Here is a 13,166-nt window from a genome sequence, read left to right on the forward strand (position 1 = left end):
ATTTATTTTGTTAGCTTTTTTGGAGTTATAAGGATATAACTATTTAAATTGATTTTATAAATATAAATAGATTAAATTTTCTGAATTTTTACTTATTTATGTTTCCCATATAGATAAAATATGATATAATGAATTAATTATACTTAACTTGTAAGCTGGGGGAGGTTTATATGTTACAAAAAGAAGACAATACTCAAAAAAAATATGCGTTTATGAAAGATACTTTAAGTATGCTATATAAAAAATATGGTTATGAACAAATAACAATACCAATGTTTATGCCTTATGATTTATATAAAAAATATGATATTAGTCATAGCAATGAACAATTAAAATTAATTGATGGGGAAGGTAATATTCTTGTAATAAGACCTGACGCAACTTTTCATGTTTTAAAAACTGTTGCTAATATGAAAAATAAAGAAAGCGAAAAATATTTTTACGAATCAAAAGTATTTAGAAATAAATTTAAAGATTATACTTTAGATGAAATTAACCAAACAGGAGTTGAATGTTTCTTAAAAGAAAGCGACTTAGTAGATAGTGACATTATCGCACTTGCTCTTAATAGTGTTTTTGCTCTTGGAATTGAAGATATAAGACTTGATTTATCTCATGCAGATTTTGTTTATGGACTTATAGAAGAAATACATGAAATAAAAAAAGAAGAGGTAGAAACTGTTCATAAATACATAGAACAAAAAAACAGTGCAGACTTAATAAGCTTTTTGGACGGAAGAAATATAGATAAAAAATATCTAGATAAACTTATTGATATATGTATGCTTTTTGGTGACTTTGAAGATGTAATGAATAAAGCAAGAGACATAGCCGTTAATGATAAAATGAATAATGCTCTTGATAAAATTGAAGGCGTTTATGAACTTTTAAAAATTCATGGTCTTGATAAGTTTGTTTACTTAGATTTAGGTTTTACAAACGCAATGCATTATTACAGCGGAATAATGTTTAAGGTTTATTCTATTGATGCCGGAGGAGAAATCATTACAGGGGGAAGGTATGACAGACTTGCAAAGAAATTCGCAGGTAGACAAGGTGCATGTGGATTTAGTCAAAACTTAGATTTAACTTCTCAAATACTTAAAGAAGATACAAAATTCTTCGGGGTAGATTATATAGTTCATTGTTTGGAAAGCGATAGTAAAAAAGGTATTGAAGTTTCAAATAAATTAAGACAAAAAGGCTATAATGTTTCAATGGTAGCAGATAAGAGTTTTAAGGTTGTAGCAAAAGAAAATAATAAAACCTTAAAAGAAAATGAATTATTAGATATTTTAGGAGAGTAATATGATAAAAATAGCAGTTGCAAAAGGAAGAGTAGCAAAACAAGCCATAAAGTTGTTTAATGAATTCGGTATTACTTTTTCCGAATTTGATTTGAATAGAAAACTTATTTTAAACAGCGATGATAACAGTGTACAAATGGTTCTTGTAAAACCAAGTGATACTCCTATATATGTAGAAAGCGGAGTATGTGATTGTGGTATTGTAGGTAAGGATATACTTCTTGAAGATAATCCTGATGTATATAGATTGTTCCCTTTAAATATTGGAAAATGTAAAATGTGTGTTGCAGGATTTAAAGGTACAGATGTAAAGAATATGAAGCAAATTGTTGCTGCTTCAAAATTTGTAAATATTGCAAAAGAATATTTTGACAAACTTGGAATAAAAGCAAAAATTATAAAAATAAACGGTTCCGTTGAGCTTGCACCCCTTCTTAAAATGTCAGATGTAATAGTTGATATTGTTGAAAGCGGGGTTACTTTAAAAGAAAACGGACTATGTGTATTAGAAGAAATTTTTGATATATATTCTGTTTTTATCGTAAATAAAGCAAGTTTAAAAATGAAACATTCTTCATTAAAACCATTTATAGAAAACTTAAAAGCAGCAAATGAAAGAATGGAGTAAAAAGATGAAAATAATAGATTTAAAAAATAAAGAAAATTATTTAGATATATTAAAAGAAATTTTACAAAGACATGGTAATAAGTTAAACGAAGTAGAAAAAATTGTTGAAAATATAATTAATGACGTAAAAGAAAATAAAGATGAAGCTTTAAAAAGAATGATGAAAGACTTTGACCATGTTGAAGTTAAAAGTTTAAGAGTTGATAAAGAAGAAATAAAAAAAGCATATGAAAATGCAGATGAATATTTTATTGAAGTATTAAAAGAAAGTAAAGAAAATATAGAAAAATATCATAAGAACCAAAAATATTCTCATTTTGATATGGATGAAGGAACAAAAAGACTAACTCAAAAAGTTACTCCTATCGAAAGAGTGGGATTATATATTCCAGGAGGGAAAAGTCCTTATCCTTCAACCGTTCTTATGAATTCGATACCTGCAAAAGTTGCTGGAGTAAAGGAAATTGCCCTTATTACTCCTCCTGATAAAGAAGGAAAAGTAAATCAAAATATTCTTGCTGCGGCTTATGTTTGCGGAGTTGATGAAATTTACTTATCAGGTGGTGCCGGAGCAATAGCGGCTCTTGCTTATGGAACAGAGAGCATAAAACCCGTATATAAAATTTGTGGTCCTGGAAACTTATTTGTTGCAGAAGCAAAAAGAAAAGTTTATGGTGATGTAGATATAGATATGCTTGCCGGACCAAGCGAAGTTTTAGTGATTGCCGATGAAAATGCAAATCCTGTTTATGTTGCTGCTGACTTATTATCTCAAGCAGAACATGACGAGAATGCGGCTTGTATTTTGGTTACTACAAGCGAAAAATTGGCAAAAGAAGTTGAAAAAGAAGTATACAGACAATTAAAAGAACTTACAAAAGAAGATATAGCTTCAAAAGCTGTTGAAAATTACGGAATGATATTCCTTGTTGAAGATATAGACAAAGCCTTTGATGTTGCGAATGAAATAGCACCGGAACATTTGGAAATATCTCTTGAAAATCCTTTTGACTATATAGATAAAGTCCAAAATGCAGGAAGTGTATTTATGGGTGAATATACTCCTGAACCTGTGGGAGATTATTTTGCAGGCTCAAACCACACAATTCCTACATCAGGTAAAGCAAAGTTTTATTCCCCATTATCAACTTATGATTTTATGAAAAGAACAAGTATAGTTTATTATTCAAGAGAAGAACTTATGAAGCATAAAGATAAAATCATTGCATTTGCAAACAAAGAGGGGCTTACTGCCCATGCAAAAGCTGTTGAAAGGAGATTTGAATAATGGATATAAGAGAGCTTGTTGTTCCAGCCTTAAAAGATTATGAATGTTACAAGGCTGCGGGACAGGATTACAGAATAATATTAAATGCAAATGAGCATTATGAAAATTTTCTTGGAACAAAACTTCAAAATGATTTTATTGAAAAAATGAAAAATATCAATATAAATCGTTATCCGGATCCTGATGCAAAAAAATTAAGAAAAGCATATGCAGATTTAATAAATGTTGATATGGATAAATTGATTGCAACTTCAGGCTCAGATGAAGGTATTACTATAATCAGTGCTACTTTTGTGGATAAAGATGATGTTGTAATGAGTTGTGATCCTACGTTTTCAATGTATGGTCAAGCAGCTATTTTAGCAAAGGGTAAATATATAGGAATAGAAAGTGATAAAGAAGATTTTACTCCTGACATTGATACATTAATAAAAAGAGCAAATGAAGAGAATGCAAAAATAATTTATATATGCACACCAAACAATCCAACAGGATATTTGTATTCAAAGGATGACATAAAAAAAGTTATTGACAATACAAGTGCTATGGTTGTAATAGATGAAGCATATATTCATTTTGCAGAAGGTGAAAACCTTGATTTGCTTGATTACAGTAATAGAGTAATAATTTTAAGAACCTTATCCAAAGCATTTAGCGGTGCGGGACTAAGAGTTGGGTTTATAATTGCAAATAAAGAAGTTATTGATTTCTTATATGCTGCAAAAGCTCCATATAATTTATCAGTTACTTCTCAAACAGCAGGAGAGGTTTTGGTTGAAAACCATAAATACATAGAAGATGAAATAGAAGTTATAAAGGAACAAAGAGACAGGATAGTCGATGTACTAAAAGAGTGTGAAGGAGTATTTATATTTCCACTAAACGCAAACTTTATAACAATAAGAAGTGATAAGGCATATAAACTTTATGAAGAATGCGAAAAGAAAAGCATATCTATAAGGGCATATGGAGAGAGCCTAAAAAATATAGTAAGAATAACAGTTGGAAGCAAAGCAGAAAACGATGAACTTATTGAAGTAATAAAGGAGGTTTTCTAAATGAGATCAAGTTATGAACATAGAATAACAAAAGAAACCGACATTGAAATTAATTTGAATTTAGACGGAAGTGGTAATGTTTATGCTGATACGGGGGTAGGTTTTTTTAATCACATGATTACTCTTTTAGCATCTCATTCAAAATTTGATATAGACATTAAAGCAAAAGGTGATTTTGAAGTTGATAATCATCATACCGTAGAAGATATAGGTATTGTTTTAGGTAAATGCTTTAAAGAAGCTGTAGGGGATAAAAGAGGCATTAACAGATATTCAACTTTTTTCATTCCTATGGATGAAGTTCTTGCAAGAGTAAGTGTTGATGTTAGCGGCAGAGGATATCTTGTATATGAAAATCCTTTTAATGTTGAAAGAATAGGGGACTTTGAAACTGAAATATTAGAAGACTTCTTATATGCATTTTGCATAAACGGAGGGCTTAATCTTAATATAAAAATATTAGACAAAGGTAATAATCATCATATGTGTGAAGCTATCTTTAAAGCTTTAGCCAGAGCTTTAAAAGAAGCTGTTACAATTACAAGTGATGAAATTCCTTCAAGTAAAGGTGTATTATGATAGGTATTATAGATTACGGTGCAGGAAATTTAAAGAATGTATACAATGCTCTTTTAAGGCTTGGATTTGACAGTGTTATTACAAATGACAAAGACGTTCTTTCGAAATGCGATAAACTTATTATTCCAGGCGTTGGAGCTTTTGGGGATGGGATGGAAGGTTTAGTAGAAAATGACTTGATAGACTTTATTAATAATTGGGTAGAGGAAGGTAAGTATCTTCTTGGGATTTGTCTTGGAATGCAGTTATTATTTGAAAAAAGTTATGAAATGGGAGAGCATAAAGGTCTTTGTTATATAAAAGGAGAAATTGTTCCTTTTGATATACCTAAAGAATATAAAGTTCCTCATATGGGATGGAATGAACTTGTTATTAATAGAGAAGATAACATTGTTAAAGGCATAAATAACGGAGAATATGTTTACTTTGTTCATTCTTATCATGCAGATAAGATGAATGATGAAAACTTAATTGCTTACAGTGAATATCATTATAAAGTTCCTGCAGTCGTTAGAAACGGTAATGTTATAGGTATGCAATTTCATCCTGAAAAAAGCGATAAGACAGGAGAAAAATTACTTTTAAACTTTTTGGGAGAATAAATATGATAATTTATCCAGCAATAGATATAAGAAACAGTAAATGTGTAAGACTTTCACAAGGAGATTATGACAAAGAGACAGTTTACTTTGACAGTCCTTTGTCGGTTGCAAAAGATTTTGAAAAAAAAGGTGTTAAATATCTTCATGTAGTCGATTTGGATGCTGCTTTACTTGGTCAGATGCAAAACTATGATGTTATAAAAAGCATCATAGAAAATACAAGTATGAAAGTTGAAGTAGGCGGAGGAATCAGAGGAGAAGAACAAATAAAAAAATATGTGGATATCGGTGTTGATAGGGTGTCCATAGGAACAAAGGCTGTTAAGGATTTTGATTTTTTGAAGGAAATGGCAGATAAATACCCATATAAAATCAGTCTTTCATTAGATGTTAAAGATGAATATGTATATATAAAAGGCTGGAGTGAAAACAGCGGTATTTTAATATGGGATTACCTTGAAAAAATAAAAGATTTACCTCTTGTAAGCATTGTAGTTACGGATATAAAAAAAGACGGAATGCTTTCAGGTCCAAGCTTTGAGCTTTACAAAAGATTAAGTGAAGCTACAAAACATAATATTGTCGTTTCAGGAGGAATATCTTCTCTTGAGGATATTAATAAATTAAGAGAAAACGATACTTATGCTGTTATTGTAGGTAAGGCATTATATGAAAATAAATTTAAAGTAGAGGATTTGGTATGTTAGCAAAAAGAATTATACCTTGTCTTGATGTTGATCACGGCAGAGTTGTTAAAGGTAAAAATTTTGCAAATATAAAGGATGTTGATGATCCTGTTAAACTTGGAAAAAATTATTCTAAGCTTGGTGCCGATGAGCTTGTGTTTTATGATATAACTGCATCAAGCGATGAAAGAGATATCTTTATTCATACAGTTGAAAATATTGCAAAAGAGGTTTCTATTCCTTTTACAATTGGAGGAGGAATAAGAACGGTAGAAGATTTTAGAAAAGTTCTTTTAGCCGGAGCAGATAAGGTAAGCGTAAACTCAAGCGCTGTTGTGAATCCAAGCATAATAAGTGACGGAGCAAAAAAATTTGGTTCCCAGTGCGTTGTTTTATCTATTGACGCAAAGAGGAATGAAAAAAACAGTTGGGATGTTTATGTAAAAGGTGGTAGAGAAAATACTCATATTGATGCAATTGAATGGGCAAAAAAAGGTGAAGACCTTGGAGCCGGTGAAATTTGTATTAATTCCATTGATACTGACGGTGTAAAAGATGGGTTTGATCTTGAGTTAATAGAAAAGCTAAATGATGTTTTATCTATTCCTATTATTGCATCCGGAGGAGCAGGAAAAATGGAACATTTTTTGGAAGTTTTAAAATGCGGAGCAGATGCGGCTCTTGCTGCCAGTGTATTCCATTTTGGTGAAATAGATATAATGGATTTAAAAAGATATTTAAAAGATAATGATATAGAAATGAGGATATAAAATGGAATTTAAAGATTTTAAATTGGACGAAAACGGACTTTTACCCGTTATTGTTCAAAATTATAAGACTAAAAAAGTTCTTATGCTTGGTTATATGAACGAACAGGCTTATAATGATACATTAAAAACAGGAAAAGTTAATTTTTATTCAAGAAGCAGAAAAACACAATGGTTAAAAGGAGAAAGCAGTAAGAATTATTTAAATGTTGTAAGTATCGCAAGTGATTGCGACAATGATACTTTGCTTATAAATGCAAATCCTGACGGACCAACTTGTCATACAGGAAGTGAAAGCTGCTTTTTCAATGATATAGTAAAAGCTGATAAAGATGAAAGTGCAGAAATCTTATTTACAATTCAAGATACAATAAATGAAAGAAAAGAAGGAATAAAAAATCTTGAAAAGATGCCTACAAAATATGAAGGTTCTTATACTCAGTATCTTTTAATTGAAGGTATAGATAAGATTTGTAAAAAAATTGGTGAAGAAAGTGCGGAAACTATTGTTGCCGCTAAAAACAATAATAAAGAAGAAATTATAGGGGAAGCAAGCGACCTTATATATCATTTGCTGGTGCTTTTAAATGACAGAGATGTAAACATAGAAGACATATTTGCTAAGTTAAATTCAAGACATAAATAATATATTTTATCAAACAAAGGAGGGGTAAAATGAGACATAAAGGAACAGAAATAAATTTCTCTGATATTACGCCTGAAATAAAAAAATTAAGTAAGACATGTGAAGATAACTGTTTTATTGATCAAGAACTTTATAAGATACATAATGTAAACAGAGGGCTTAGGGATAAAAACGGTGTTGGTGTTTTAACTGGGCTTACAGAAATATCTGATGTTTGTGGAAGTAAAATTGTAGATGGCAAAAAAACATCAATAGACGGATATTTAAGATACAGAGGTATTCCTATCGAATCTTTGGTTGACGGATTTATTGAGGATAATAGATTTGGTTTTGAAGAAGTAACATATTTGCTTCTTACTGGAAAGCTGCCTAAAAAAGATGAACTTAAATCATTTGAGGCTCAAATTGCAAAATATAGAAGTTTACCGCCTTCTTTTGTTAGGGATATTATAATGAAATCTCCAAGTGTTGATGTTATGAACACTATGGCGAGAAGTGTATTAACGCTATATGCTTATGATGAACATCCTGATGATATTTCAATCGATAATGTTCTTAGACAATGTATTCATTTAATATCAATTTTCCCTATGATTGCAGTATACGGATATCAAGCAAGTATGCATTATAATAACGGAGAAAGTTTATTCATTCATTCTCCAAAACCAGACCTTTCGACTGCGGAAAATATTTTACATATGCTTCGTCCTGACAGCAAATATACAAAGCTTGAAGCAAGGATTCTTGATTTGGCTTTAGTTTTACATGCAGAACATGGGGGAGGAAACAACTCTTCATTTACAATGCACGTAGTATCTTCTTCAGGTACGGATACATATTCTTCCGTTGCTGCTTCTCTTGCATCTTTAAAAGGTCCAAAACACGGTGGTGCAAACGTGAAAGTTGTGAATATGTTTGAAGAAATTAAAAGAGCTGTTAAAGACTGGAAAGACGAAGAAGAAGTTTCTCGTTATTTAAATAAGATTTTGGATAAAGATGCTTTTGATAAACAAGGTTTAATTTATGGTGTAGGTCATGGTATATACTCTTCTTCTGACCCAAGAGCATTGATATTTAAGTATTTTGTTGGAAAATTATCGGAAGAAAAGGGGCTTAAAGAAGAATTTGAATTATATGAATTAGTAGAAAAATTAGCGCCTGAAATTATAGCTTCAAGATTTAGAACATATAAAGACATTTGTATTAACATAGACTTTTACAGTGGATTTGTTTATAAAATGTTAGGCATACCAAAGGAACTATTTACTCCTTTATTTGCTATTGCAAGAATTTCAGGTTGGTCTGCTCATAGACTTGAAGAACTTATAAATGCAAGTAAGATTATAAGACCTGCATATATGAATGTTCAAGAAAAAAGAGAGTATATTCCTATTGATGAAAGATAAAAGATGCTTTATGCATCTTTTTTGTTTTTATAATATAACAAACTTCCAAGAAGTATCATAAATAAACCTATAACTTGAATTATGGTGAATTTTTCACCTAAGAATATTATTCCTGCAAGAGTTGATATTAGAACGGTTATATTATTCATAAGCCCAACACTTATTACGCTTATGCTTTTTACTGCATAATTATTTAAATAAAATACAAGTATTGTTGCAAGCAGGGATAGATATAGTATTCCAAAGATAAAATCTTTAAGAAAAATTATTTCTAAAATATCTATTGTAGGGTTTAGGAAAAAGAAAATAAAAAACATTATTGTAAATGCAATAAATCCATAAAAAATTTGGTAAATTGATACTGTATTTATTTCTTTAATTTTAAGCTTCTTTAGTTTTCCTTGGTAGTAGGCTCTTGAAAAAATAGATAAAATAATAAGCATGGTTCCTAAAAAAGCAAACTGAGTTTTATTGCTATTTGAAGATGAAACACTTGCAATGAGCGTACCTAAAACACATATTCCCATAAACATACTTTCTTTTAAGTTAGGTTTTTCTTTTAATAAAAAATAACTTACTATAACATTTGCAATTGGAATAAGGGCTATAAGAACACTTACGGTTGTTACGGGGCATAACATTACCCCTATTGTTTGAAAAGAAAAATTTATTACCGGATTATAAAAAGACAGTCTAAATAAATCTTTATTTTTAAAAGACAGATGTATTTTTATTTTTCTTATATAAAAAATTAAAAGCATAAATATAAATGCAATAAAAAATCTAATGCTTAAAACTAAAAAAACATTATTATGGGATAATTTTATTAAATCTTTTATAAAGATATACTGCATTCCCATTATTAAACTCATTATTAAAGTTGCAATATATCCTTTTTTATCGCTACTCATAATAGTAGTATATGTAAAAAAAATTCAAATATAAAAAAAACAGAGAATAACTCTGTTTTAGTCAAGCATGCTATATGCAATTTTATCAAGTTCTTCGCTTGTTAAATTTTCGTTTATATCAATTTTTTGAACCAAGTCATAAAAGGTTCCTTTTAAAAATTTTTTTAAAGTATATCCTAAAAAAACTTTTTTTGTTACATATATGTCATACTTGTCATTACTTGCTCTTAATTCGTTAAAATTACTTTTCATGTCATACTCCTATGTTTTATTAAATTATATGATATAATAACCAAGTAGAAAAATCAATAATTTAAAGGTATTTTTATGAGAGAAAACTTCAGTGAAAATTTAAATAAAAAAATAAAACTACTTCCTCAAAATAGTGGCGTATATCTTATGAAAGATGAGAATGGTACTATTATTTACGTTGGAAAAGCAAAGGTTCTTAAAAATAGGGTAACCCAATATTTTAGAAAAAATTCAAATCATACACCTAAAGTTCTTAAAATGGTTGAGAATATTGCTGATTTTGAATATATTATTACTTCCAACGAAATGGAAGCGTTGATTTTAGAGTGTAACTTAATAAAAAAATACAGACCTTATTATAATATTTTAATGCGAGATGATAAAACATATCCATATATTAAGCTTACAACAAAAGATGAATATCCAAAATTATTTATAACAAGAAAATATGTAAATGACGGAAATAAATATTTTGGACCATACGCAAATGCAACATATGCAAAGAAAACAGTAAGTACAATAAATGAACTGTACCCAATTGCAATGTGCAAGAAAGAATTAAAGTATGGCGTTAAAAAGGGTAATGTATGTCTAAATTATCATATCGGACAATGCCTTGGAGTTTGTCAGGGAAATGTTAATAAAGACTTATATAATTCATATATAAAAGAAATAACAGATATTCTAAATGGTAAAACAGGTAAAATAATATCAAGTCTTGAAAGCAAAATGAATGCTTACAGCGAAAATTTAGACTTTGAAAATGCCGGTAAGGTAAGAGATAAGATTTTTGCAATAAAAGGGCTTAAAAGCGAGCAGAATGTCTCTAATGCCACAGCAGACAACATGGATATACTTGGTCTTGCAATGGGGGAAGATATGGCTTGCGTACAGGTTTATGCCTTAAGGGATAAAAAAATTGTTGGAAGAGAGAATTATATTTTAAAAGGGCAAAACGAAAAAGATGCAGGAGAAGTTTTGTCTGCTTTTGTAAAACAATTTTATACAAATACTCCTTTTATTCCTCCTCTTATATTGGTAGAAAGGGAGTTTGATGATATTGAAAATATACAAAATCTTCTTAGTGAATTAAAAACTACAAAAGTCCAAATTAAAGTTCCTATAAGAGGAGAAAAGAAAAAATTATTAAAACTTGCTACTGATAATGCAAAATTAAATCTTGAAAATATTGTAGGCAAAGAAAAACAAAGAATACTTATGGAAAAGAAAGCCGTTGAAGAAATAAATGATTACGCTGGAATAATAAAAGAAGGTAACTTTAGATATGAAGCATATGATATTTCAAACACTTCCGGAGTTGACAGCGTCGGTGTTATGGTAGTGTTTGACGGAGCAAAAAGGAATAATAAAGCTTACAGAAAGTTTAGAATAAAATCAGTAGAAGGTCCAAATGATTACGGAAGCATGGTTGAAGTAGTATTCAGAAGACTTAACAGAGCAAGAAAAGAAATGGAAGAACAAGATGAAAATGCAAGGTTTTTACCTCTTCCTGATATTATATTTGTAGATGGTGGAATAGGGCATGTGAATGCAATAAAAAATGTTGTAGATACGTTTGGATTTAATATTAAAGTTTTAGGGCTTGGAAAAAACAACAAACATAAATTAAAGGAAGTTGTTAAAGACAGCGAAGAAGCAAGAAACATAAAAGATTTTGAATATGCAAAAAAACTTCTTAATGATATAAGTGAAGAGGTTCATAGATATGCTATTGATTATCATAAAAACTTAAGAAGTAAAAGTTTCTTAAAAACGACATTGGAAGAAATTGAGGGAATAGGAAAAGTAAAATGCAGAAATTTACTTACTCATTTTAAAAACTTAGAGGAAATAAAGAATGCTTCAATAGAAGAGATTATGAAAGTTGACGGGATGAATGAAGCTTTGGCAAAAAAAGTTAAAGATTATTTGAAAAATGATTAGGGAGAGCGAATGGATAAAAATTTTTATTTAAAACTTTATGAACCATATAAAAAAGATTTAGCTAAAAAAAGAAGGCTTAATATTCTTGATAAGATAGTAACATATTCTGTATTTATTTCTTTTCCTGTTTTTTTGATAATAGGATTTCTTATGGGGAAAGATTTTGTATTAAGGATTGTTCTTACTACTTTTATTCCTTTTGTTCTTTTAAGTTTTTTTAGAAAACTATTTAACTTTAAAAGACCATATGAAGTTTTTAATATTACTCCTGTTTTGGATAAGGATACTAAAGGTAAATCTTTTCCAAGCAGGCATGTTTTTTCTGCATTTTTAATTGGAACTTCCTGTTTGTTTGTTAATGTTTATTATGGTGTTATTGTTTTGATTCTTGGTATTTTTCTTATGTACATAAGAGTGGTTGGAGCCGTCCATTTTTTTAGAGATGTGGTTTGTGGTATGATTTTGGGTGTATCTTTCGGAATATTGTTTATGATATTTTAAATGTTATTTTTTTTAGTGTCTTTTATAAATTCAATAATAAATGATGAAATTGTAACAGTTATTACCGATAAAAAAATTTTTTTTATTGGAAGATAAGAAAAAGACAATAACAGTACTGTAAGGTCCATTATCAAATAAGCATATGATATTTTTATATTTGTATTTTTTGTTATTGTAAGTGCCAAAGCATCATCTCCACCTCCTGCTCCTCCTTGTCTTATGATTAATCCCGTCCCCACTCCAATAAAAATTCCTCCCAAAATTGTAATAATAAACATATTGTTTAATTTTATTATTGGAGGGAATGTTTCCCAAATTTTAAAAAATACACTTAAACTGATTGTGGATATTAACGATACTGCAATAAATTTTTTACCTAAATATCTTATTGCAAGTATGTAGCAAAAAGTATTTAATATTGGAGAAAGAATATGTTGAGGAATGTTCATATGGTGGTGTAATAGTAATGTTAATCCTATTATGCCTCCTTCTGTTATGTTATATTGTTGGTGTATATTATAAATTCCGAATGAAATAATCATAGCTCCTAATATAATTATTAAAGTCATTTTTATTTTTTTCATTTTAAAA

Annotated in this window: 15 protein-coding genes; 12 read left to right on the top strand and 3 right to left on the bottom strand. The window is 29.2% G+C overall.

Annotation, left to right across the window (positions count from 1 at the left end; all coding sequences use genetic code 11):
- The first annotated feature begins 170 nt into the window (after positions 1 to 170).
- The 10 genes from FGQ49_RS00920 to FGQ49_RS00965 are packed head-to-tail and all read left to right on the top strand — an operon-like array spanning position 171 to position 8,967.
- Complete coding sequence (locus FGQ49_RS00920; protein WP_138268043.1) at positions 171 to 1,307, top strand: ATP phosphoribosyltransferase regulatory subunit; 1,137 nt, start codon at positions 171 to 173, stop codon at positions 1,305 to 1,307.
- A gap of 1 nt (position 1,308) precedes the next feature.
- Positions 1,309 to 1,935 (top strand): ATP phosphoribosyltransferase, encoded by a 627-nt coding sequence (gene hisG, locus FGQ49_RS00925; protein ID WP_138268044.1) that lies wholly within the window; start codon positions 1,309 to 1,311, stop codon positions 1,933 to 1,935.
- Between the two features lie 4 nt (positions 1,936 to 1,939).
- The gene (gene hisD / locus FGQ49_RS00930) at positions 1,940 to 3,223 is read left to right on the top strand and encodes a histidinol dehydrogenase (RefSeq protein ID WP_138268045.1); all 1,284 of its coding nucleotides are present in this window, start codon (positions 1,940 to 1,942) and stop codon (positions 3,221 to 3,223) included.
- Positions 3,223 to 4,281, top strand: coding sequence for a histidinol-phosphate transaminase (gene hisC, locus FGQ49_RS00935; RefSeq protein WP_138268046.1), 1,059 nt, complete (start codon positions 3,223 to 3,225; stop codon positions 4,279 to 4,281). The genes hisD and hisC overlap by 1 nt, the downstream gene beginning before the upstream one ends.
- The gene (gene hisB, locus FGQ49_RS00940; RefSeq protein WP_138268047.1) at positions 4,282 to 4,860 is read left to right on the top strand and encodes an imidazoleglycerol-phosphate dehydratase HisB; all 579 of its coding nucleotides are present in this window, start codon (positions 4,282 to 4,284) and stop codon (positions 4,858 to 4,860) included. It begins immediately after the preceding gene.
- Entirely contained in the window at positions 4,857 to 5,462 is a 606-nt protein-coding gene (gene hisH, locus FGQ49_RS00945; RefSeq protein ID WP_138268048.1) for an imidazole glycerol phosphate synthase subunit HisH, read from the top strand. The genes hisB and hisH overlap by 4 nt, the downstream gene beginning before the upstream one ends.
- A gap of 2 nt (positions 5,463 to 5,464) precedes the next feature.
- The gene (hisA, locus tag FGQ49_RS00950) at positions 5,465 to 6,169 is read left to right on the top strand and encodes a 1-(5-phosphoribosyl)-5-[(5-phosphoribosylamino)methylideneamino]imidazole-4-carboxamide isomerase (protein ID WP_138268049.1); all 705 of its coding nucleotides are present in this window, start codon (positions 5,465 to 5,467) and stop codon (positions 6,167 to 6,169) included.
- On the top strand, positions 6,163 to 6,918 hold the full coding sequence (gene hisF / locus FGQ49_RS00955; protein ID WP_138268050.1) for an imidazole glycerol phosphate synthase subunit HisF: 756 nt from the start codon (positions 6,163 to 6,165) through the stop codon (positions 6,916 to 6,918). Before hisA ends, hisF begins: the two co-directional genes overlap by 7 nt.
- A 1-nt stretch (position 6,919) precedes the next feature.
- Entirely contained in the window at positions 6,920 to 7,561 is a 642-nt protein-coding gene (hisIE, locus tag FGQ49_RS00960; RefSeq protein WP_138268051.1) for a bifunctional phosphoribosyl-AMP cyclohydrolase/phosphoribosyl-ATP diphosphatase HisIE, read from the top strand.
- Between the two features lie 29 nt (positions 7,562 to 7,590).
- Positions 7,591 to 8,967: a citrate/2-methylcitrate synthase gene (locus FGQ49_RS00965; protein ID WP_138268052.1), complete on the top strand. Its 1,377-nt coding sequence runs from the start codon at positions 7,591 to 7,593 to the stop codon at positions 8,965 to 8,967.
- Positions 8,968 to 8,975: 8 nt separating this feature from the next.
- Here FGQ49_RS00965 and FGQ49_RS00970 read toward each other — a convergent pair whose 3' ends face one another.
- Positions 8,976 to 9,878: a DMT family transporter gene (locus tag FGQ49_RS00970; RefSeq protein ID WP_138268053.1), complete on the bottom strand. Its 903-nt coding sequence runs from the start codon at positions 9,876 to 9,878 to the stop codon at positions 8,976 to 8,978.
- Between the two features lie 57 nt (positions 9,879 to 9,935).
- On the bottom strand, positions 9,936 to 10,130 hold the full coding sequence (locus FGQ49_RS00975) for a hypothetical protein (protein WP_138268054.1): 195 nt from the start codon (positions 10,128 to 10,130) through the stop codon (positions 9,936 to 9,938).
- Positions 10,131 to 10,205: 75 nt separating this feature from the next.
- On the opposite strand from FGQ49_RS00975, the gene uvrC reads away from it, so the two are divergent.
- Positions 10,206 to 12,074: an excinuclease ABC subunit UvrC gene (gene uvrC / locus FGQ49_RS00980; protein WP_138268055.1), complete on the top strand. Its 1,869-nt coding sequence runs from the start codon at positions 10,206 to 10,208 to the stop codon at positions 12,072 to 12,074.
- A gap of 9 nt (positions 12,075 to 12,083) precedes the next feature.
- A complete protein-coding gene (locus tag FGQ49_RS00985) occupies positions 12,084 to 12,575 on the top strand; it encodes a phosphatase PAP2 family protein (protein ID WP_138268056.1) in 492 nt (163 codons plus the stop codon).
- Here FGQ49_RS00985 and FGQ49_RS00990 read toward each other — a convergent pair.
- Positions 12,572 to 13,159, bottom strand: a complete 588-nt coding sequence (locus FGQ49_RS00990; protein WP_138268057.1) for a YitT family protein — start codon at positions 13,157 to 13,159, stop codon at positions 12,572 to 12,574. The genes FGQ49_RS00985 and FGQ49_RS00990 overlap by 4 nt on opposite strands.
- Between the last annotated feature and the right edge of the window lie 7 nt (positions 13,160 to 13,166).

Origin of the sequence: Anaerofustis stercorihominis, assembly GCF_005844425.1 — a bacterium.
Classification (GTDB): Bacteria; Bacillota; Clostridia; order Eubacteriales; family Anaerofustaceae; genus Anaerofustis; species Anaerofustis butyriciformans.

Bases quoted from the DNA above. Each gene is read 5' to 3' on its own strand.
- FGQ49_RS00920 (WP_138268043.1), top strand. From the start codon at position 171: ATGTTACAAAAAGAAGACAATACTCAAAAAAAATATGCGTTTATGAAA.
- hisG (WP_138268044.1), top strand. From the start codon at position 1,309: ATGATAAAAATAGCAGTTGCAAAAGGAAGAGTAGCAAAACAAGCCATA.
- hisD (WP_138268045.1), top strand. From the start codon at position 1,940: ATGAAAATAATAGATTTAAAAAATAAAGAAAATTATTTAGATATATTA.
- hisC (WP_138268046.1), top strand. From the start codon at position 3,223: ATGGATATAAGAGAGCTTGTTGTTCCAGCCTTAAAAGATTATGAATGT.
- hisB (WP_138268047.1), top strand. From the start codon at position 4,282: ATGAGATCAAGTTATGAACATAGAATAACAAAAGAAACCGACATTGAA.
- hisH (WP_138268048.1), top strand. From the start codon at position 4,857: ATGATAGGTATTATAGATTACGGTGCAGGAAATTTAAAGAATGTATAC.
- hisA (WP_138268049.1), top strand. From the start codon at position 5,465: ATGATAATTTATCCAGCAATAGATATAAGAAACAGTAAATGTGTAAGA.
- hisF (WP_138268050.1), top strand. From the start codon at position 6,163: ATGTTAGCAAAAAGAATTATACCTTGTCTTGATGTTGATCACGGCAGA.
- hisIE (WP_138268051.1), top strand. From the start codon at position 6,920: ATGGAATTTAAAGATTTTAAATTGGACGAAAACGGACTTTTACCCGTT.
- FGQ49_RS00965 (WP_138268052.1), top strand. From the start codon at position 7,591: ATGAGACATAAAGGAACAGAAATAAATTTCTCTGATATTACGCCTGAA.
- FGQ49_RS00970 (WP_138268053.1), bottom strand. From the start codon at position 9,878: ATGAGTAGCGATAAAAAAGGATATATTGCAACTTTAATAATGAGTTTA.
- FGQ49_RS00975 (WP_138268054.1), bottom strand. From the start codon at position 10,130: ATGAAAAGTAATTTTAACGAATTAAGAGCAAGTAATGACAAGTATGAC.
- uvrC (WP_138268055.1), top strand. From the start codon at position 10,206: ATGAGAGAAAACTTCAGTGAAAATTTAAATAAAAAAATAAAACTACTT.
- FGQ49_RS00985 (WP_138268056.1), top strand. From the start codon at position 12,084: ATGGATAAAAATTTTTATTTAAAACTTTATGAACCATATAAAAAAGAT.
- FGQ49_RS00990 (WP_138268057.1), bottom strand. From the start codon at position 13,159: ATGAAAAAAATAAAAATGACTTTAATAATTATATTAGGAGCTATGATT.